The sequence below is a fragment of the Chitinivibrionales bacterium genome (assembly GCA_014728215.1).
In the GTDB taxonomy this organism is placed as follows: domain Bacteria; phylum Fibrobacterota; class Chitinivibrionia; order Chitinivibrionales; family WJKA01; genus WJKA01.
In genome coordinates this window covers 62,427-82,466 of sequence record WJLZ01000068.1, presented here as the reverse complement: position 1 = coordinate 82,466, position 20,040 = coordinate 62,427, and the positions used below count along the sequence as shown (strand labels likewise).

The 20,040-nt window shown below is 47.0% G+C and carries 18 protein-coding genes and 1 pseudogene; 8 read left to right on the top strand and 11 right to left on the bottom strand.

Annotation, left to right across the window (positions count from 1 at the left end; translation table 11 throughout):
* From GF401_04750 to GF401_04725, 6 genes and pseudogenes are all read right to left on the bottom strand, one after another.
* A partial coding sequence (locus GF401_04750) for a glucose-6-phosphate isomerase (protein MBD3344354.1) occupies positions 1-659 on the bottom strand: 659 nt, incomplete at its 3' end.
* A gap of 26 nt (positions 660-685) precedes the next feature.
* Positions 686-2,086 (bottom strand): hypothetical protein, encoded by a 1,401-nt coding sequence (locus GF401_04745; protein ID MBD3344353.1) that lies wholly within the window; start codon positions 2,084-2,086, stop codon positions 686-688.
* Positions 2,087-2,098: 12 nt separating this feature from the next.
* Positions 2,099-3,211 (bottom strand): hypothetical protein, encoded by a 1,113-nt coding sequence (locus tag GF401_04740; protein ID MBD3344352.1) that lies wholly within the window; start codon positions 3,209-3,211, stop codon positions 2,099-2,101.
* 252 nt (positions 3,212-3,463) lie between these two features.
* A pseudogene (locus GF401_04735) lies at positions 3,464-3,673 on the bottom strand (group II intron reverse transcriptase/maturase).
* Between the two features lie 479 nt (positions 3,674-4,152).
* Positions 4,153-4,602 carry a hypothetical protein gene (locus GF401_04730; GenBank protein MBD3344351.1) on the bottom strand — a complete coding sequence of 150 codons (450 nt, stop codon included), beginning with the start codon at positions 4,600-4,602 and terminating at the stop codon, positions 4,153-4,155.
* Entirely contained in the window at positions 4,562-4,888 is a 327-nt protein-coding gene (locus GF401_04725; protein ID MBD3344350.1) for a hypothetical protein, read from the bottom strand. The genes GF401_04730 and GF401_04725 overlap by 41 nt, the downstream gene beginning before the upstream one ends.
* Before the next feature lie 335 nt (positions 4,889-5,223).
* Between GF401_04725 and GF401_04720 the strand changes: the two genes are divergently transcribed.
* From GF401_04720 to GF401_04700, 5 genes are read left to right on the top strand one after another with little or no spacing between them, the layout of a single operon-like run.
* Complete coding sequence (locus GF401_04720) at positions 5,224-6,315, top strand: MlaE family lipid ABC transporter permease subunit (GenBank protein ID MBD3344349.1); 1,092 nt, start codon at positions 5,224-5,226, stop codon at positions 6,313-6,315.
* A 5-nt stretch (positions 6,316-6,320) separates the two neighbouring features.
* Positions 6,321-7,115, top strand: coding sequence for an ATP-binding cassette domain-containing protein (locus GF401_04715; protein ID MBD3344348.1), 795 nt, complete (start codon positions 6,321-6,323; stop codon positions 7,113-7,115).
* The gene (locus GF401_04710; GenBank protein MBD3344347.1) at positions 7,115-8,032 is read left to right on the top strand and encodes an MCE family protein; all 918 of its coding nucleotides are present in this window, start codon (positions 7,115-7,117) and stop codon (positions 8,030-8,032) included. Before GF401_04715 ends, GF401_04710 begins: the two co-directional genes overlap by 1 nt.
* Entirely contained in the window at positions 8,029-8,730 is a 702-nt protein-coding gene (locus tag GF401_04705; protein MBD3344346.1) for a hypothetical protein, read from the top strand. The genes GF401_04710 and GF401_04705 overlap by 4 nt, the downstream gene beginning before the upstream one ends.
* On the top strand, positions 8,723-10,531 hold the full coding sequence (locus GF401_04700; protein MBD3344345.1) for a hypothetical protein: 1,809 nt from the start codon (positions 8,723-8,725) through the stop codon (positions 10,529-10,531). Before GF401_04705 ends, GF401_04700 begins: the two co-directional genes overlap by 8 nt.
* 89 nt (positions 10,532-10,620) lie before the next feature.
* Here GF401_04700 and GF401_04695 read toward each other — a convergent pair whose 3' ends face one another.
* From GF401_04695 to GF401_04675, 5 genes are all read right to left on the bottom strand, one after another.
* Complete coding sequence (locus GF401_04695; protein MBD3344344.1) at positions 10,621-11,373, bottom strand: geranylgeranylglyceryl/heptaprenylglyceryl phosphate synthase; 753 nt, start codon at positions 11,371-11,373, stop codon at positions 10,621-10,623.
* Positions 11,370-14,033: an alanine--tRNA ligase gene (alaS, locus tag GF401_04690; GenBank protein MBD3344343.1), complete on the bottom strand. Its 2,664-nt coding sequence runs from the start codon at positions 14,031-14,033 to the stop codon at positions 11,370-11,372. The genes GF401_04695 and alaS overlap by 4 nt, the downstream gene beginning before the upstream one ends.
* Positions 14,034-14,140: 107 nt before the next feature.
* Complete coding sequence (gene recA, locus GF401_04685; protein MBD3344342.1) at positions 14,141-15,214, bottom strand: recombinase RecA; 1,074 nt, start codon at positions 15,212-15,214, stop codon at positions 14,141-14,143.
* 70 nt (positions 15,215-15,284) lie between these two features.
* A complete protein-coding gene (locus GF401_04680; GenBank protein MBD3344341.1) occupies positions 15,285-15,734 on the bottom strand; it encodes a hypothetical protein in 450 nt (149 codons plus the stop codon).
* 12 nt (positions 15,735-15,746) lie between these two features.
* A complete protein-coding gene (locus GF401_04675) occupies positions 15,747-16,583 on the bottom strand; it encodes a sigma-70 family RNA polymerase sigma factor (protein ID MBD3344340.1) in 837 nt (278 codons plus the stop codon).
* A gap of 463 nt (positions 16,584-17,046) precedes the next feature.
* Here GF401_04675 and GF401_04670 point away from each other — a divergent pair, with 463 nt between their 5' ends.
* The 3 genes from GF401_04670 to floA are packed head-to-tail and all read left to right on the top strand — an operon-like array spanning position 17,047 to position 20,032.
* Positions 17,047-18,534, top strand: a complete 1,488-nt coding sequence (locus GF401_04670) for a serine protease (GenBank protein ID MBD3344339.1) — start codon at positions 17,047-17,049, stop codon at positions 18,532-18,534.
* Complete coding sequence (locus GF401_04665; protein ID MBD3344338.1) at positions 18,524-19,012, top strand: serine protease; 489 nt, start codon at positions 18,524-18,526, stop codon at positions 19,010-19,012. Before GF401_04670 ends, GF401_04665 begins: the two co-directional genes overlap by 11 nt.
* A gap of 33 nt (positions 19,013-19,045) precedes the next feature.
* Complete coding sequence (gene floA / locus GF401_04660; GenBank protein MBD3344337.1) at positions 19,046-20,032, top strand: flotillin-like protein FloA; 987 nt, start codon at positions 19,046-19,048, stop codon at positions 20,030-20,032.
* Positions 20,033-20,040 lie beyond the last annotated feature (8 nt).

Sequence of the window (20,040 nt, the reverse complement as noted above, 5' to 3'; positions counted from 1 at the left end):
TTGATCCCGGCAAAGGCGATGGGAAAGAGGCCCACCGGGGTGAGGACCGAAAAGCGGCCGCCGATATCGGGCGGGATATCGAAGGTCGTGAGTTTTTCCTCTTTTGCCATATTGTGAAGGGCTCCTTTTTTCGGATCAGTGGTGACCACAATACGCGATGCCGCTTCTTTTTTTCCATATTTTTCTTCGAGCCATTTGCGGACAATGCGAAAGGCAATGCCGGGCTCGGTCGTGGTTCCGCTCTTTGAAATGACATTGACCGCGATGTCATTCTGATCGACCAGTTGCTTGAGGTCGGCAAGATAATCGGAATTGACCTGGTGTCCGGCGAAAATGACCCTTTTTTTCCGAAGGTCGTCGAAGGACGAGAGCATGAATTCGATCGCCGCCCGGGCCCCGAGATAAGACCCGCCGATGCCTATACAGATAAGAATGTCGGCTTTGGACTGGAGCTCGGCTGCCTTTGACGATATTTTTTCGAGATGGCCCTTATCAATTGTTTTCGGAAGATCGAGCCATCCGAGGAAATCACTCCCCGGCCCGTTCTTCTGCTTAAGCATCTTCTCTGCTGTTTCAACCGAACGGTCGTAAGCATTTCTTTCATCGGTTTCAATTATATCCCGCAACGGACGGTCATCATAGGTTATTTTTACTGCCATTTTCTATTCTCCTTACCGGATAAAATTTAATGTATAGTCGGTTGAGTTTTTTGAGGCATTTTTTTACTTTGCATGACCGGCCGCGACAACGACATCATGATCGTGCCTTCCTTGAACAGCGTTACGGTGCCGGTTGATTCTGATATGGTGATAGCCAGAGCTTTGGTGCATACCGTGATCATGGCGGCTGCGACATGTCTTGAGCCGTACCCGCTCGGAAGAGGCTCGATTTCACCCTGTGGACGAAGAAAACTTCCCGCAGAAAGAACGATACCGTCACCGGTAATTACAAAAGCGCCGTCTATGGACGAAAATTCCTTGATCGTTTCATCGAGGCCAGGGTCCATGATATTCCGTTCGGCCTCACTGTACCCCCTGAATGGATTGATAATCAACTGGCGGACATAGACATTAACCGTGTTGGTATCTCCCAGCACGAAGATTGTTCCGGTCGGTTTTCCCTCCCGTCCTTCAACGGCAATTTCGCCGGCAATACCAAGTACCCGCTCGAGCACCTCAGGCTTGACATCAGGTGGAAGCAGGCTGCGGGTTTCGGTAAAGAAAAATTCGTATTCCCGTCCGATGTCAAGGGCGACCAGGGTGTCGAAAACACCGTTTTTCGGATTGCCGCACACACAAACAACTTTGTCTTCACGGCTGATAAGATTCCGGGAAAGCCCTAAAAGAATTCCGATTTTAATCTGACCGATCCGTTCGGAGAGCATGGGCGGGGCCTGAATGATCGCATGGATTCTCCGGTCTTTTTCATCGAAACGGGCTTTGTTACTTGTAGCAATTATCAGTTTCTGGCGAATCCTCAGCTTATCCAGAAAGTCATTATCCCTCACCGAATCGGCAAAGACAAATACGGCTTCGGCCTTGATATCACGGGCCAATGCTATGGCATTTCGCAACACCGGAGCGGGAACTGTTTTTTTCTGCTGACGAACTTTTTTCTGTGCTACCGACCGCTGGTCAAATGACGATACCACCGACCGCACATCAACCGGCCCCGGTGTGTTCAATATCTGTTCGCGAACAATATCCGATTTAAAGCATGAGGCTATTTCCGAGAGAAGGGAAACTTGTTTTCCGCTGTCGATATCTTCATCACGAACAAGTACCAGCACGATGATATGGGCAAGCGCTCCCCGGGCGGCGTCGTATTTGATACCCGAAACGCTTCGGCCAACAGCAATCGCAAATTCATCCTTTATCGCCGCGCGGGCCTGAGGAATTGCTATTCCCTGGCCGATGAATGTCGAAGCGGATTCCTCCCGTTTCAACAAATCGTCAACAATCGCCTTCTGCTTCCTGATCCCCATGGCTTTGCAAAGGGTCTGAGTCATTTCTTTTAACGAATCGGTTTTGTCTTTCAATTCAAGATCGATTACTGTCCGGACTTTTACATACTGATGAAATGCCACGTAATTTCCTCCTTAATCGACATTAAGCAATGCCGCATAATACTTGACAGCAAACTGTTTCCGGATAACCGCCTGCATGTTCCTGAGTTTTACCGCACTCATGCGACTCAACACCCGAATGCCGTCTTCAATGATATCATCTTCCGATAACGATTCTATTGTTTGTAAATTTCGTTTCTTTGCCTGCAATTTTTCTATTACCGATGAAATCTGTGGTTTTATTTCGGAGAGTTTCATTGCACGATGATCGTTCATTATATGGGCAACGATACTTGCAGGAAATATCCGGTAGAGAGCCAGCAGCCGGTTGTAGATTTCTATGCTGATTTTTTTCATGGCCGTGCGATTTGCCCAGAACTCATTTGATGCTTTGGGGTTATGCAATGCTTTGAGATCGACAATATCGTTTATCGCTACCGGTTCTCCAACATCGACATACACACTGCCGTATCGTTTTCCAAACCGGTGGGCAAAAATGAATTTGCTGAACGCAACGGCATCAGCACCGAAATAGTTGATATTACCCATGGCTTTTTTGAAAAAGCTGTTTTCCTGGGCCCTCATTTTCTTGCCCTTGAGAAGGGTATCGAAATATTCTAGTTCGGGAAGCTGCTCATAGGAAATGGAGCACGGAAGGTAGAGATAGGTTTTTTCGGGGTTGCGCGCCTGCGCCAGAACCGCGGCACCGATGATAACCTGTTTCATCTCAAGCATTTTGCCGCTGTAGCTGCGCCCCATCTCCGGGAACACAATCACATTATCATCCTGCTCCAGCATGCTGGAAACCTGATTACATAACGTGAGAATATAGGAGCGATTGTTTGCCCTGTGGCGTTCGACAGGGAACGCTCCCCATTGCTTGAATTTGTCCCCGATAATCGGTAAATTCGTAAGGTTATCACCGGCGGCAAATCTGAGATTATCGATACCCATCCGGTTAAGAAGACTTCCGATCAAAAAATAATCAGCCTGACTTCTATGACTGCTGGCAATCATGATCGGTTTGTCTTTGAGCGTGGAAAAATCTATTGAAGGCCTGTTTATACATACTGTATCGAAGGCTTTTTTAAAGAAACTATCGACCGAACCACTTACAGTCTCGAGCGCCTGATGATATGATTTCATAGCCCCTCATAGAGGATAAATAAAAATGTTAATCTAAGAAAATATGATCTGAAGGCAGTAAAAAAAAAGTATTAGCGCCGATTAGTGGTATTCACTTCACCATGACGGTGAAACAAAATCTCTCATAAAAAATCGAGTAGGAGAAGAAGACGGGCCGTACGGTTCGCCTTCTTCGTCCTCTCACACCACCGTGCGTACGTTTCCGTACACGGCGGTTCGAGATTGATTACGGATTGTTAGAAATCGTGTTAACAGTGACACGAGTCCCATGTGTTCAAAGTCAGCGATCTTGAATGCCTTGTTCATGTGAGACGCCCCGGCATTCCACCAGGGGCCTCGCCCATTCCCCGCGGATTTCCACGCAGTCTCGGCATCTAAACCCCGTTTCATCAAGCTTTCCTCTCTCGTTTTGGGTCGTTTCCATTGTCGCCACTTAATACCCCGCAGTTTGCGGCGTATCCAGGTCGATTCACCTTAGTATGACCGCTGCTGACTTCTGACGATTCATCCACTGCCCTTGCGGGCAGCGTAGTGAGCGAACACAAACCGTCAGACCTCCCAAGGTAAGACGCGTGGCTTTCCTCCCATACACCCGTTGCATTTACACAAGCTCAACTCCGGATGACTTCGGGCTTCGCATCTTTTAGCCTGCTCGCCCAGTCGGCTTGTGCCTCATATGCACTTCGTGTGCCTCGGGCCGGGAGTTTGCTTACACCTTCCTTCAGATTCCATCTCGCGATAGACACCCTTGGTGTTCGGCTATGGGTTCCCGTCATCAAGGCCCCAAGGGGAACTTCCATCCCCCAAGTCACTTCCCGCTTTGCTTTCGCGCCGCGGTTATCCAGCGCCGCCATGGCGCTGCGCGCCATGCTTGGCGCACTAAAAAAAGGGAAAGGAATGCTCCTTTCCCATTAGATTACTGCTATGTAAGAGTATGGTTATTAAGAGGCAGCAGCCTCTTTTTTGTTCTTCTTTTCCATTTCAGGCAGATCGATCTGGATGCTTTCGTCTTCCCGCTTCATCTGCTCAATGAGATCTTCACGGCCGATCACCTGCAAATGACGAATACGCTTGTACTCGTTCCGGTGGGTCTGACAATATTTAGGATAGACATACTGACGCGGATAGATCTTCACTTCAAACTGATGATCGCACCCTTCCAATGCACAGGTCAGAACCATGGTCACAACTTCAGTATAGCTGTGCTTATAAGTCTGATTCTTGATGTTAACATCTTCAGGCTTTGTCCTTTTTCTGATCCGATACCGGTCTTGGCGGTGCTCAGGACAATATTTTGAGATATGGATACCAAAAAAGATCTTTCCGCATCCCGGATACTGGCACCTCTTTTCACGAAGCTTCTGTCGCCGCCTCGATTTGGGCAACTGCATAGACAATCTTCTCCTCTCTTAAAAGAGCGTAAAAAGTGGTTAATTTTAAAAAATTTACCGCAATTAAATTATTTAGCGGCGATAGTAATATATCGATATTTTTGAAAAAAAGCAAGACATTCAGCAATCTTCTTTTTGAAGTCCCCACCCCAGCCCTACACACCAAACACAGTAACACATTGAAATAAAACATGTTAAAACCCGATCTATTGAGCTGCAAAAATGTCTGATTTTTTAACCCCGACTTGACTTTTTGACAGGTCATTCGGTCAAGTGGCCACGGCATTTCAGGTTTTCCGTCTCATCAAATATAACAGAACAACAAGCCCTTTTTCCGCTCACCTTCGCCACCTTGTTATTTTTTTGAAATCAGCGACTTACAGGAAACAGTACCCGCTCCTGTCGTTTATTTGTATTTCGATTAGTACCAGCGAAAATTGCTCTCTACTACATATTGAAGGACAGTGTCACGTGAACACCATATAGGGTAGAAGCATTATCGGAGCTGGAAAACCCCGTATTTACCTAACAAATAAGTTGACAGGGTATGGATTCTTTTTCTATACTATAGTAGGCCTTACGCTCAATTATTACCCCTAACTGCCCGTAATAGTAGTTATTATGCAAATCAACCACAGCAAAAAAAGCCCTGGAGATTCTGTAAAAACGATTAAACTGCCCTCAATGGCATCACGGCAATGGGTGGAAGACAATCTTGAACTGCTCCACACCGCCCCGGCCGAGGATCTCCATCTTGATTGCGCCAAAACCTCCAGTGTCGATTCTGCCGGCATTTCATTTATTACCCTGCTTCAGTCGATATACCGGAAAGCCGGCCATGAGGTAATTCTGGAAAATGCTTCAGACAATCTTCTCTCCACGATGAAACAGTGGGGGAAAGCTGTTCATACCGAACCCGATTCTAAGGCAGATGACCGTTCGATATTCCTGAAAGCCGGCGACAAGGTAATTGAAATTAAAGACCAGCTTATGCAGGCCTTTTCGATGCTGGTGGAGATTTTATATTGGAGCGGCCCGGGTCTTTTAAAAAAAAGGGATTTTCGCAAAGGTGTTCTCGGTGAGCAGATGTTTCATCTTGGCTATCAGGCTGTTTTAATCGTTTTGCTTCTTGCATTTCTTATCGGCCTGGTAATTGCCTGGCAGTCTGCGATACAGTTACGGACTTTTGGCGCCGGCGTTTTACTTGCACCGATGGTTGGGTGGGGTATGATACGCGAGTTTGGCCCTCTTATGACCGCGATTATTCTTGCTGCCCGGACCGGCAGTGCAACCACGGCCGAGATTGCAACGATGAGTGTGGGTGAAGAACTGGATGCGCTCCAAACAATGGGAATCAACCCCGTGCAATTTGTTGTTATGCCGAAATTCTGGGCAATAACATTTACTATGCCCCCTCTTGCCATGCTTGCCTCGGCTATCGGAATTCTCGCCGGTCTTCTTGTTGCCGTGAGTTATCTTGACGTTGCACCGAATGTCTTTTTCACTGAGCTGTTCTCGTTCACCATGTTTAAAGACTTTATGGTTGGTTTCTTAAAATCGATAGTCTTTGCCTGGCTTATTATCTGGATCGGATCCTATTACGGTTTTAAGGTAAAGGGTGGGGCCGAACAGGTCGGCAGGGGAACAACAGCCTGTGTTGTAACAACAATTTCAGTTATCATTCTGGCAGATGCAATCTTTTCATTCATATAATAATTATGAGCGAACAACCGATAATATCCTGTAACAATCTGACGGTCAAGTATGGCGAAAAGGCCGTGCTCCATAATATTTCCACAACCGTACCCTCTTCTGAGATACGGGTCATTCTGGGGTCGTCGGGATGCGGCAAGACCACGCTCTTAAAAACAATAATCGGCCTTATCAAGCCCTATTCCGGATCGGTCCGGTTGTTTGGAACAACGATGCAGGACCCTGACTCGCCTGAGACCGAAGAGTTATTGAAAAAAATCGGGGTATTATTTCAAAACGGTGCGCTCCTGGGAAGCCTGACAGTCGCCCAGAACCTTGCCCTTCCCCTGCAGATGCATACGAAATTATCCCAGGATATTATCGATGAAGTGGTTCAGTTGAAATTGACCCAGGTTGATTTGCCCCATGCAGGGGAGCTGTATCCCGGCGAACTTTCGGGCGGCATGCGCAAACGCGCAGCACTTGCCCGCGCCCTGGTTCTGGATCCCCCGCTCATCTTTTGCGATGAACCGTCCGCCGGCCTCGACCCGGTGACTTCCGCAGCTCTGGATGAACTCCTCCTGAAACTTCGGGAAATACTCGGAATAACAATTGTCGTGGTCACCCACGAACTGCTTTCTATTGAAAAAATATCGGATAGTATTATATTCTTACATAAAGGTCATGTGCTCTTTGACGGGCGTTTTTCGGATGCACGTAATATCGATTCCGGTCCCATAAGCGATTTCTTCAACCGGAAGCAAACCGATTATGACATTCCCGAATCAAATAGCACAACCTCATCCACAACGGAGAAATAATGAGTCTGACTGTATCCCAGCGAGCCCGATTGGGAGTATTTTTAATTGCCGGTGCAATATTCACCGGCCTCTTTATCGTCACTACTGTTGGAATCCGCCTCCGGGAGCGGGAAAAAGTTTATTATGCAATCTGGGAAGGCGAATCTCTCAGCGGACTCGAACCCGGCGCGGCGGTCAAGTTTCACGGCATTCGCATCGGAAAAGTCGAAAAAATCTCCTACAACCCGAAAAATCTTCAAAAAATCAAAGTTGCCATGAAAATCCAGCATGATTTCCCCATGAAAGAAGATATGGTCGCCCAACTCTATATGATGGGAATAACCATGCAGCTTTATATCGATATCCTCGGTGGATCGTCCGAAGCCGATCTGCTTCCTCCGCAATCGGTTATCCCGACCAAACCGTCAATGATGTCGGCTATATCCGGAAAGGCTGAAGTTATTGTGGCTAAGCTCGAGCAATTGCTCAATAACATAAATACCGTCACCCATCCCGACAGCCTCAGAGCAGTCAAAGAAATTATCGATAATGTTGCGGTCATTACCGGGGATGCAAAATCATTTTTGGATAACGTCAGGCCGAATATCGAGCAGATATCCAATTCTGCACAGAATATTTTCACCTCAGTCGACAGCATTGCGCTCGATATCAAGAAGGTGGCCAATGAATTGTCGGGCACTATCGAAAAGGGAAACACCGCCGGAATCTTGACCTCGGTCGATTCCACAATGCGTTCATTAAGAAATATTTCAGAAACTCTGGATCTTACCCTTAAGCAGAGCCGTGAAGATATCATGGTATCGTTGATCAACCTTCGTGAAGCCTTGGAAAATGCGAATGAACTGACCAAAATGCTGTCCGAAAACCCATCCCTGCTTATCCGGGGAGACCAGAAAAGAGAAAGAGATTTCAGATGATACGTCCGAAAGCATGGGCTAAAACAGCCGGGATCTGTCTCGGTATATTACCACTTGTTCTCTGCACCGCACCGCCTGTAAAAAAGTATTATGTCCTGAATTATCAGCCGATGCCACGTAATAATCGAGTCTACGCTCATACCTATCCCTATACCATACGTCTGAAAGAGCTTGACATCGAAGAAGCATATGCCCGGCCGCAAATAGTCTACCGCCAAAGCGCCTTTCAGCTTCGGTATTACCATTACCGGGTGTGGGCAGTCAAGCCTACCCGTATGCTGACCGACCTGATTCAAAAGCACCTGCTTTCGGAGAATCTTGTCAGCCATGTAATACGTCGGTTCGATGAAGGTAAGCGACCCGAGTATGAACTGAGCGGTGTTATTGAGGCTATTGAAGAATATGACAGTGACGAGATATGGTTTGCACACCTTGCTCTTCGCCTGAAATTCACCCGTCTCAGTGATGGAAGAACTATTTATACCCGCCATTTTGATAAACGAAAAAGAGTTTTCGAAAATAACCCCGAAAATATTATTAAAGAAATGTCGGCTATCATGGAATATATCATGAATCAGGCAATCCATGATATCGATGTCATTTTGGCTAAAGAATTCGGTATTTCTTCGCCCACAAGTTCCGGCACATCAGAATCAACCGAATCGCAACACTCCATCCCGGAAACATCTGATGAATAACCTACGCAATACATTACTATCTCGAATCCCATATTTTCGCAGATATGATTACCGGCTGTTTATTATTGGCCTTTGCCTTGTTTTTCCACTCCTGGGCGCACCGCCGCCCGACCTTCCTGGAGAAGATATTACCGATGAATATTCACGGCAAATCATACCGGAAGACAGCGTCGAAGCCAAAAAGCCGACCATTACCCCCGAATCACCAAACTGGCTTGAAAAGGTGTCAAAGACCTGGGACGCGCCGTCGCTGGCAAAACAGCTTGCCGCAGACCACAACCCTACTCCTTTGGGTAAAGGCGCTGTCTATATACCATACATGACAAAACCGTCACTCGAACCGGAAATCGAGATTATCAATGATAAAGGAAAAGTCATGGTTTCCGGCAAACCGGGAAATAAATACAATCTCATGCCGGGCACCTATTATGTCATATTCGGAAGCGGGCCTCATAAAACCAGAATGGTTCGCAGCGTAACGATCATCGAAAGTAAAGTCGTGCCTCTCATTCCCGATTGGAGTGGGCTGGTAATCGATGTTGTCGATCGAAATAACACACCCATTCCGGGCGAGTACGAAATTGCCCGTATCGACCATTTTGAAACCTATGGACGGGGATATGGGCGCGAACCGGATCTGGGTGAAGAGCTCAAAACGTGGATTCTCAAGCCCGGCATCTACAAAATATACGGCATCGGCGACAGCTACAACACGCTTACAAACTTTGTTACCGTCCGACTCCTGCCTGGAGAATTGATTAATTTTATTCTGGTGCAGAACAATCCCGAAGAAATGGTCATCGAAGGCGGCGGGATTGTCTATGCCGAAGCGAGTAAAAAACTCACCAATAACTGGAAATATGGTTTCGATGTTGGGGGAAGCGTGGATTTCAATGCCGAAAACGATAAGGAAAACGATACCTCGGTAACATCGACCTCGATCGCCCTCCTTCTTAATGCACGGCTCAATTACAAAAAGAATCCGATCGACTGGATTTCCAACATTAATCTCAATGAGGGCATTGATTTTTCCAAGTTGATGTTGTCCCGGCTCGACAGCAAAACCGATGAGCTTCGTCTTTTTTCAATTTTTGTGTGGCGCTTTCTTCCCTGGCTGGGTCCCTATGGAAGGATGGAAACCAATACCGAAATATTTCCATCCTATGCCCGGGCGCCTGAAACCGCAGGGAAACATTATTTCCTGAAACTCAATTCGGATTCGACGTTAAAGGAAATCGATTCTCTTCCTCCCAATTCATCCCTTCTGCAGCCGGCGTTTTCTCCTTTCAAACTGGAAATCGGTGCAGGAGCGAATTTTAATATCTTTAACACACGTTATTTTGATCTGACAATTCTTAGCGGCTTCGGCTTTTCTCAGGAATGGCGTTGGAACGAATCGGTAATTGCCGACACAATCATTGTCGATTCCACCGATCAACTGCTCTATTCACGGTACCGGGACATTACCGACAACGACAAAAGCAGTAACATAGTCAGGCGGGTACATTATCCGTCTTCGCCGGATTACGGCCCCGAAGCGGCGCTTAATTCCACGCTCCGCCTTGGACGCCTTGCCACGATTAAGACCGAACTCGAGGTTCTTTTTCCTATCCGTACGGGGGAAGAAATGAGTTTCAAACCACAGCTTGACTTCAGGAACACCCTTTCCTGGCGGCTGTTCAGGGCCATATCACTTGTCTATGATTACCGGTACCAGCTTCAGCAACCGGTCGATCCCCAGGCGCGGATCAATGAATCGAGACATCAGATACTGATCCAGTATTCCTATTCGAGCAGGTAGGAGATAGAACGTCGTAAGGGTGTTCAATTGAATGCCCTTACTATCCCTATCCTCCACACCCCGGCCGACGCCGCAGGTGCGGAGACAAATTAATAGTTATTGACCATCGCGGCGATATTTTTCATCTGATCGACACCATCCTTTTGCCGCAACAGATTGCCGGTTACGATAATATCCGCTCCCGCCCGGAGTTTTTCTTCCGCGGTATCGGCATCTCTGATTCCACCGCCCACAATAAGCGTTGCATCAGTAGATTTACGTACCATGGCGATCATCTCTTTGGGCACACTCTGTTCGGCGCCACTGCCAGCCTCAAGATAAATCATTTTCATTCCCATGTATTGTGCTGCAAGCGCATGGGCAGCGGCGATCATGGGTTTGTTCCGGGGAAGAGGACGGGTGTTGCTCATGAACTCGACAGAGGAAACAATCCCCGACTCGACAAGCATGTAGGCGGTAGAAATGGGCTCGATACCCATCTCTTTTATCATAGGGGCGGCCTTGACATGTTCACCGATCAGATTGGCCGGGTTCCGTCCGGATATCAATACCAGATAGAGAAGAGCATCGGCATTGGCCGACAACTGGGTGGCATCACCGGGGAAAAGAATAACCGGTACATTTGTCCGGTCTTTCAGATGTAAAATAAAGGTGTCGAGATGATTTGTATGAAGAAGACTTCCGCCGATAAGAAAAGCATTCACACCGCACCGTCCGGCTTCATCGGCTATTTCCCCCGCCTTTTCGATGGAAAAATCATCGGGATCGAGTAAAACCCAGTAGCATTTTTTCTGTTGTTGGACCCGCGTATCAATAGCCGAATAGATGCTGTTCTTTTTCATGGCTGCTCTGCTTTCTTCAGAAGCTGAGACGCCACTTCAAGGGCGTCATCGATTTTATCAGGTGCTTTACCACCAGCCTGGGCCCGGAGGGGAGAACCACCTCCACCGCCGCCGGCCTCTTTAGCAGCAGTTTTTACCAGATTACCGCAATGAATGCCATGCTGAGCGACAGCTTCTTTCCCTGCACACGCGGCAAACAAGGCTTTGGAATCTGAACGCACCCCTAAAACAAACACATACTTTTCGAGTTTCTGCTCCCGGATGGTATCGGAGAGAGCATCGGTAAGATTACTGAAAGAACCCTTATCCATCGTTCCCATGTTCTTGATAATCCATGGAAAGGATTTTCCGTTCTTTTCGGCCTCGGAAACAAGCGTTTCAACAGAATCGGCAGCATTCTGCTGCTGAAGTTTCGATATCTCCGATTGAAGATTTTTGATATCATCCATCATCCCGGAAATCTTGTCCGGCAATGCATCCTCACCGGTCTTCAACATATTTACCAGCGAAGTAACTATCCCTTCCTTTTTATTGAGATAATCGACCGCATTCATTCCCGTAACCGCTTCAATACGTCTGATACCTGCCGAGATGCTGCTCTCGGAGGTTATATGAAACAAGCCTATCTGCCCGGTTGAAGTAACATGGGTTCCTCCACAGAGTTCTTTACTTATTTTACCCATGGTCACCACCCTGACCTCAGGTCCATATTTTTCTCCAAAGAGAGCGATTGCCCCCTCTTCCTTTGCCTCTTCGGTTGGTTTGACCACGGTTGCCACTTTCAGATCGGCAAGGATCCATTCGTTTACCTGGGATTCAAGTGCGACCAGCTCGTTGGGGGTCAGGGCCTTGAAATGAGTAAAATCAAACCGCATGGTTTCAGGATCCACCTTCGAACCGGACTGCTGGATATGATCGCCGAGTATATTCCGAAGCGCGGCCTGAAGAAGATGGGTTGCCGAATGATTTCTCCGGGTGGCTTGGCGGTCTGCGGCAACGATCCGGGCATGAAGGGGTTTCTGCAGCTCCTTTTCGTCAAAATCCTCGGGAATACCGACTTTATGCACAATCATATCGTTCCATTTAAAGGTATCAGCAACCGTCAACACGGTATCATTTTCGGTTGTTAATTTGCCTTTGTCACCAACCTGTCCGCCGGACTCTGCGTAAAATGGTGTAATGTCGAGGATAAGCAGATACCCATTATCGGCCTTTTTGTACCGAACAACCTGAGATTCCGAGGTATCGGCGTCATAGCCGATAAATTGTGTTCCGGCCCGGGAACCGAGTTCGATCCAGCCCTCGGACGAAAGTGCGGTGTCATCGCTTTTTTTCGCAGCCTCCCGTGCACGATCCCGCTGTTGATCCATCAAGGTTTCATACCCCTGTTCATCAATCGACAACCCCTGTTCCTCGGCCATCAAACGGGTAAGGTCCATGGGAAAACCGTAGGTGTCGTACAGCAGAAAAACATCATCACCCGAAACAGTTTTTTTCTTTTTCCCCTTAAGTTCTTCAACAATGTCATTGAATTTGAGGATGCCCTGTTCCAGTGTCTGACCAAACCGCTCCTCTTCGGACCGGATTACTTCCTGCACATACTCGCGCCGGGCCTTTATTTCCGGAAACGCATCTCCCATTATATCGATGACTGCGGGTACGATTTCATAAAGAAAGGGTTCGCGAAACCCCAACTCCCGACCATACCGGAAGGCACGACGCAACAACCTTCGGAGGACATACCCCCGTCCTTCGTTTGAAGGAAAAACGCCGTCGGTGATAGTAAACGTGAGAGCCCTGATATGATCGGCGATAACCCGGAACGGCATGCCTTCCAGACCAGGTAAATATTTTTGTCCACTCATCTTTTCGATATGGGCGATAAGAGGCGAAAACAGATCGGTATCATAGTTTGATTTGACATCTTGCAACACGGCGGTAAGCCGCTCGAATCCCATCCCTGTATCAACATGTTTGTTCGGAAGCTCCTTTAATGAGCCGTCCTGCTCACGATTGTACTGGATGAACACAAGATTCCATATTTCCCGATATCGATCGTTCTCTCCATTGACTCCCTGTACGGGATCTTTAAAGGTCTGCTCCTGTGTTGCGGGATCTCCGATATCATAGTGTATTTCGGAACAGGGACCACAGGGGCCGGTTTCGCCCATCTCCCAGAAATTATCCTTTTTTCCAAAACGGAGAATTCGGTCGTGGTCGATGTCGGTCTCGGATTTCCATAACTCCATGGCTTCATCATCACTCTCGTACACCGTTGCAAAGAGCCGGTCTTTGGGAAACCCCCACACTTCGGTAAGGAGTTCCCAGGCCCAGACAATGGCTTCCTTTTTATAATAATCGCCAAAGGACCAGTTACCCAGCATCTCAAACATCGTATGATGATAATGATCCCGGCCAACTTCTTCAAGATCGTTATGTTTACCCGATACCCGCATACACTTCTGTGAGTTCGCTGCACGTTTCAAGCCCCGAGGATTGTCCCCTAAAAATATCGACTTGAACTGATTCATCCCCGCATTGATAAACAGTAATGTGGGATCATCGTGAGGAACCACCGGAGAGCTGGGAACAAACGTATGTCCCTTTTTCTTGAAAAACTCTATGAATTCCTGTCTTATTTGTGACGATGGTTTCGACATAAAGAGCCTTTCACTATGGCTGTTTATTTAAAATTGCTGTTAATCTGAGCTCCCCGGCGAGGAAAGCCGCTGTTCCTGTTGGAGTTCCGGCTATTGCACTGATACTGTTACGACTTTTCAGCAGCAGCAGCAGTTTCATTCACCACCTTCGCCTCCGGAAGCCCGAGTTTTTCTCTTATCATTTTTTCGACCTCAGTGGTAATATCCTTGTTTTCGGTAAGGAATTCCTTTGCCCGTTCCCGGCCCTGACCGAGTCGCTCTCCATTGAAAGAAAACCAGGCGCCGCTTTTGTCAATAATACCATTTTCTACTCCAAGATCGAGCACATCACCGACATACGAGATTCCAACTCCGTACATGATATCGAATTCGGCATTTTTAAAGGGTGGTGCGACTTTGTTTTTCACCACTTTCACACGCGTCCGGTTGCCGATTGTATTCTCGCCGTCTTTTATGGCTGCGATCCGCCTGATATCGACTCTTACTGATGAATAAAACTTGAGTGCATTACCACCTGTTGTCGTTTCCGGATTACCGAACATCACACCGATTTTCATTCGAAGCTGATTAATAAAAATCAGACATGTCTTGGATTTGGAAATAATGCCCGTCAGTTTTCTGAGCGCCTGCGACATAAGCCGCGCCTGCAGCCCCATGTGACTGTCTCCCATTTCACCTTCGATTTCCGCCGAAGGCACCAGTGCGGCAACACTGTCAACAACGATTATATCGATAGCACCGCTTCGCACGAGCGTATCGACTATCTCCAGAGCCTGTTCTCCGGTATCGGGCTGGGAAACAAGAAGGTTATCGACATCAACCCCCAGCCTCCTGGCATATGCCGAATCAAAAGCATATTCGGCATCAACCAGCACTGCGATACCGCCCTGCTTTTGAGCATTGGCGATTGCATGAAGAGCGAGGGTTGTTTTTCCCGATGATTCGGGCCCGAAAATTTCAACAATTCGCCCCTTGGGCCATCCGCCGACACCAAAGGCATTGTCGACAGAAAGCGATCCCGAAGGGATTACTTTTACTGCACCTACCAGCGAATCTTCGCCCAGACGCATAATTGCGCCTTTGCCATGCTGCTTTTCAATCTGACTTACTGCCTGTTCAACTGCAGCATTTTTATTTCCCACGGTACCGGGTGTACCCGATGACGAACTTTTCTTTGCCATAACAACTCCCTATGGATTCGTAAAAAAAAGAATACTACAAAATATGATATGCAAACTAAGGAGAAAAGGATTACATTTTCAATTTAAGCAGGATAGCGACCGGTTCGCCCATATCCTTGAGAGAATTAAACTTCCGGACCGCTTTTTCGGAGGGGAGCATCACAATCTTGACGTTGCTGTTTCTGAGGTTTGAGATGTAGTTTTGTTCGATAAACGAAGAACGTTCCTTGCCGAAACCATTGCCTATAAGAAGCGTGACCGTTCTCATATCATCTCTGTCGGTAAAATCCTGAACCTTAGAATACCAGTGACTCAGAACCCGCTTTTTTTTCAGATCCTCAAGCATTGTATGGTCACCATTGGGATCGACATATAAATCGCAGAAAGCTAAAGGAATTCTGTTATAAATTACAAACCCTTTTCGATAGTAACCAAACCTGTTTGCCGGATTCACATACCAGTACCCTATTCCCAGGATAATGAGCAGGGTAACAAATTTGTGTTCGAGAAAAAATCTCATAGGACAAGCAGATCATTGCTTGGAGTCTTGAATAAACGGAAACAGCTTAGCTCGCGAGGCAGGATTTTTAAAGAGTTTCCGGAGCGATCGATCTCGAATCAAACGAACCCTCTCGCGGGTAAGACTGAGCTCTTTTCCGATTTCTTCCAGTGTGAACTGGTGAGAAAAATTGAGTCCGTAATACATTCGAAGAATACGCTCTTCCCGACTGGTTATTGTCTGAAGAACACTGTCAAGAACATTGCCCAGTTCCAATCGTTCGCTTTCTTCATTCTGATTGGGTTCTTCACCTAAAACATCCAGCAATGTCTTAGTGCTTTCTTCATCGGGCTTGGCATTGCCGACCGGAGCATTAAGGGACAAACCCTTGAGTTTATCGAGTACTTCGATAATTTCCCGTTCATGCTCTTTGAACTCTTCCATCATAATGGTTTTGTGATAGTCACCGTCATTGGCATCGAGTGCGCGTTTGAATTTATTGACCAGTGCTATTTTATTCGGCGGGATTCTTACTGTGCCGGCCTGCTCAAAAAGTGCTTTCTGAATTGATTGCCGTATCCACCATACCGCATAGGAGATAAATTTGACATTCATATTAAGATCGAATCGCTTCGCGGCTTTCAAAAGGCCTATGTTTCCTTCATTAATAAGCTCAAGATAGCTGAGTCCGCGACCGCGATAACGCCGGGCAACGCTGACCACAAAGCGCAGGTTTGCGGAAATTAATTTATTGATAGCACCCTCTTCATTATCCTTAACCAGCTTAACCAGCTTCCGTTCTTCTACATCAGAAAGAACTTTGAACCGATTAATATCCCGAAAATAGAGTGCTTCAGACTTTTGTTTCATAGTCACGTTGTAATCAATTCCTTATACGAGTACTGAGTACGACTGATTAATTATACTGCATTCTTACGTGAATATTCAATAGCCAACTTTTTGTTTAAGCGGTTCAGGGCCAAAAGCTCAGCCGGACCTCTTCTTAAATAATGCCCTTCGGAAGGATACTATTTGTTGCTTGAAAACCCTGCTTTAGCTTGCTACCCCTCTTCGCTCAGTCGCTTCAACAAATAAGGTGCTTTAATAAATATAAAATGTGAAGCGAAAAATATCACCTGCTTTTAAAAATTTTGGCTTTTTGTCCTCATTAAATTAGTTAATATTCTCGGCAAATATCAAATTTTAAAAGGAGCTTAACCGGAATCTATTATTTGGAATAAAGTACAAAAATTTCACGAGATAGCATCTTTTATTGACAAGTGTTGCGCCAGAAAGGATATTCTAAGGCATGGAAAGGCTTATAAAGCTCCTAATGAGTCTTAAAAGATGCCCCTTTGGTTTGATATTTATTGCAGGCATTTTGCTCCTGTTACCCTCTCTCTCCTATGCTTCCGAGGGTAAGGAATCAAGTTCCTCCACAAAAAAAATTTTTGTCATTCCCGTAAAAGGGACTGTTGAGCCGGGCATGGCTTCGTTTCTTGCCCGCTCGACCCGCATGGCCCACGACTCCGGGGCTGCCTTGATTATTATCGAAATGGACACTTTCGGCGGGCGGGTTGATGCAGCATTGCAGATTGTTGACACACTGCAGAATGTTCAGGACACGACAGTCGCATACGTCAAAAACAAAGCGATTTCCGCAGGAGCCCTGATCGCCCTGGCCTGTGATAAGCTGGTAATGAAACACGGCACAACACTGGGAGATTGTGAGCCGATTACCTATAGCGACGGCGCGCCGCAAACTGTAGGAGAAAAAATTCAATCACCGCTCCGTGCAACATTCCGCAGCCTCGCTCAGCGTAACGGTTTTCCGGAAACACTGGCTGAAGCCATGGTTACCAGAGAAATGGTCGTCTACGAAGTTACACTTCCCGATACAATTCTTTATCTCGATTCAATCGCTTTTGCCGAATTGGATGAAACCACAAAAAAGAAGGTTGTCTCCAAAAAAACTGTTGTGACTCGGGGCGAACTACTGACCATGCACAGTGAGGAAGCACGTGAACTCGGTTTCTCACTCATGAGTGTGGACAGTATCGAAGAAATGCTCCGGGAAATGGGCATTTCCGATTATGAACTCATTCGCATTGAAGAAAGCTGGTCGGAAACTTTTGTCAGGTTTATCAGTTCTATCGCTCCACTCCTCATGATGATCGGCCTGGCGGCACTATATATGGAAATCAAAACCCCCGGTTTCGGAATATTCGGCATTATCGGCATACTTTGTATTGCTCTTGTTTTTGGCGGGCAATATATGGTCGGGCTTGCCGATTATACCGAATTATTGCTCATTGTTCTCGGCCTTGTACTTCTGGCAATGGAGCTTTTCGTAATCCCGGGTTTTGGAATCACGGGAATTGCAGGAATTGTCTTCATTGGTATCGGTTTTGTTCTTTCCTTTCAGGGCTTTGTTATTCCTCAGCCGGATTTCCCCTGGCAAATGAGCCTCTTTTTACGAAATATTGCAATGGTACTTGGGAGTTTTATCGGTTCCATTATTATCGCAATGGTAACATTCAGGTATGCTTTCCCCCGGCTCTCACGAATTGTCAGCGGGCCCTATCTTTCTGCATCCCTTAAAAACTCACGGGTTGAAACCGATTCGGCTGCTCCGATTCATGTGGGAGACAAAGGGGTTGTAAAAACAGCATGCAGACCTTCGGGGAAGGCCAGATTCGGCGCCAAAACTTTCGACGTCGTCGCTGAAGGTGAATTCTTTGATTCGGGAGAGGAAGTCATTGTTTCCGAAATTCACGGAAATCGCATTGTTATCACTCGGAGGCCGCAAAATGAGCAGTAACATATGGATACCTGTTGTTCTACAATTACTGGGAGTAATTGTAATCATCGCAGAATTCATTCTGCCCTCCGGTGGCCTGCTCTCCATTGCAGCGGTTGGTCTTTTAGGATACGCACTTTATATGGCATTTACCGGCATTTCAGTAGCTGCAGGGTTTATATTTGTAGTGATCGATATCGTAACACTTCCTGTTCTGGTGATTATCGGACTGAAATTGCTTGCCCATTCGCCGGCAACCCTGCGGACAAAGCTGACAAATAAAGAAGGCGCTCAAACTCAGACATCATCACTGCAGAAATACCTTCACACGGAAGGGATAACGCAGTCGGATCTCCATCCTTCAGGAGTTGCACTTATCAACAACCGGCGTGTCGACGTCATTACCCGGGGTGAATATATAGAAAAAAACAGCCCCATAATTGTTGTCGAGGTTGCCGGAAATCGCATTGTCGTCGAACAAAAAGAAGATGATTCATAAATACAAAGATTTGTTTTGGGAAAGGTGGTTTTCATGAACCCTGTTATTGTCTTAGTTATTGCCGTTCTTGCCGTTGCAGCACTTATTCTCTTTTTCTTTATTGCTTCTGCGCTTTCCTTGTGGATTCAGGCCCTGATTTCAGGCGCGCATGTGGGACTGCTGAACATCGTTTTCATGCGGTTTCGTAAAGTTCCGCCAAAATTGATTGTCGAATCGAAGATCATGGGGGTAAAAGCCGGACTCGTTATTGACACCGATGCCCTGGAATCCCACTATCTGGCCGGTGGTAATGTCATGCGGGTAGTGCAGGCGCTGATTGCGGCAGACAAAGCCAATATCGATCTGAAATTCGACCGCTGTGTTGCTATCGATCTTGCCGGACGGAATGTTCTGGAAGCGGTTCAGATGAGTGTCAATCCCAAAGTAATCGAAACGCCCCTTGTGGCAGCGGTTGCCAAGGATGGTATTCAGCTGAAAGCCATTTCCCGGGTAACTGTCAGGGCGAATATCGAGCGTCTGGTCGGCGGTGCCGGTGAAGACACTATCCTTGCCCGGGTCGGGGAAGGTATTGTGACGACAATCGGTTCTGCGGTAACCCATAAGGAAGTGCTCGAAAATCCTGATACGATTTCGAAAATGGTCCTGAAAAAAGGCCTGGATGCCGGAACTGCGTTCGAAATACTCTCCATTGATATTGCCGATGTTGATGTGGGCAAAAATATCGGAGCCGAGTTGGAGACCGATCGCGCCGAAGCCGACAAACGAATTGCCCAGGCAAAAGCCGAAGAGCGGCGAGCCATGGCGGTTGCAGCAGAACAGGAAATGAAAGCCAATGTCCAGGAAATGCGGGCTAAAGTTGTCGAGGCTGAAGCGGAAGTGCCACTCGCCATGTCTGAAGCTTTCAGAAAGGGACAGCTCGGTGTCATGGACTACTATCGCATGAAAAACATTGAAGCAGATACCTCGATGAGGGATTCCATAGGATCACCGCGGGATAAAAAAGATGAAAACGAACAGTAAATAATTCG

Excerpts from the sequence above, each read along its gene's own strand:
- GF401_04740 (MBD3344352.1), bottom strand. The coding sequence starts at position 3,211 with ATGAAATCATATCATCAGGCGCTCGAGACTGTAAGTGGTTCGGTCGAT.
- GF401_04730 (MBD3344351.1), bottom strand. The coding sequence starts at position 4,602 with ATGCAGTTGCCCAAATCGAGGCGGCGACAGAAGCTTCGTGAAAAGAGG.
- GF401_04725 (MBD3344350.1), bottom strand. The coding sequence starts at position 4,888 with ATGCCGTGGCCACTTGACCGAATGACCTGTCAAAAAGTCAAGTCGGGG.
- GF401_04720 (MBD3344349.1), top strand. The coding sequence starts at position 5,224 with ATGCAAATCAACCACAGCAAAAAAAGCCCTGGAGATTCTGTAAAAACG.
- GF401_04715 (MBD3344348.1), top strand. The coding sequence starts at position 6,321 with ATGAGCGAACAACCGATAATATCCTGTAACAATCTGACGGTCAAGTAT.
- GF401_04710 (MBD3344347.1), top strand. The coding sequence starts at position 7,115 with ATGAGTCTGACTGTATCCCAGCGAGCCCGATTGGGAGTATTTTTAATT.
- GF401_04705 (MBD3344346.1), top strand. The coding sequence starts at position 8,029 with ATGATACGTCCGAAAGCATGGGCTAAAACAGCCGGGATCTGTCTCGGT.
- GF401_04700 (MBD3344345.1), top strand. The coding sequence starts at position 8,723 with ATGAATAACCTACGCAATACATTACTATCTCGAATCCCATATTTTCGC.
- GF401_04695 (MBD3344344.1), bottom strand. The coding sequence starts at position 11,373 with ATGAAAAAGAACAGCATCTATTCGGCTATTGATACGCGGGTCCAACAA.
- alaS (MBD3344343.1), bottom strand. The coding sequence starts at position 14,033 with ATGTCGAAACCATCGTCACAAATAAGACAGGAATTCATAGAGTTTTTC.
- recA (MBD3344342.1), bottom strand. The coding sequence starts at position 15,214 with ATGGCAAAGAAAAGTTCGTCATCGGGTACACCCGGTACCGTGGGAAAT.
- GF401_04680 (MBD3344341.1), bottom strand. The coding sequence starts at position 15,734 with ATGAGATTTTTTCTCGAACACAAATTTGTTACCCTGCTCATTATCCTG.
- GF401_04675 (MBD3344340.1), bottom strand. The coding sequence starts at position 16,583 with ATGAAACAAAAGTCTGAAGCACTCTATTTTCGGGATATTAATCGGTTC.
- GF401_04670 (MBD3344339.1), top strand. The coding sequence starts at position 17,047 with ATGAGTCTTAAAAGATGCCCCTTTGGTTTGATATTTATTGCAGGCATT.
- GF401_04665 (MBD3344338.1), top strand. The coding sequence starts at position 18,524 with ATGAGCAGTAACATATGGATACCTGTTGTTCTACAATTACTGGGAGTA.
- floA (MBD3344337.1), top strand. The coding sequence starts at position 19,046 with ATGAACCCTGTTATTGTCTTAGTTATTGCCGTTCTTGCCGTTGCAGCA.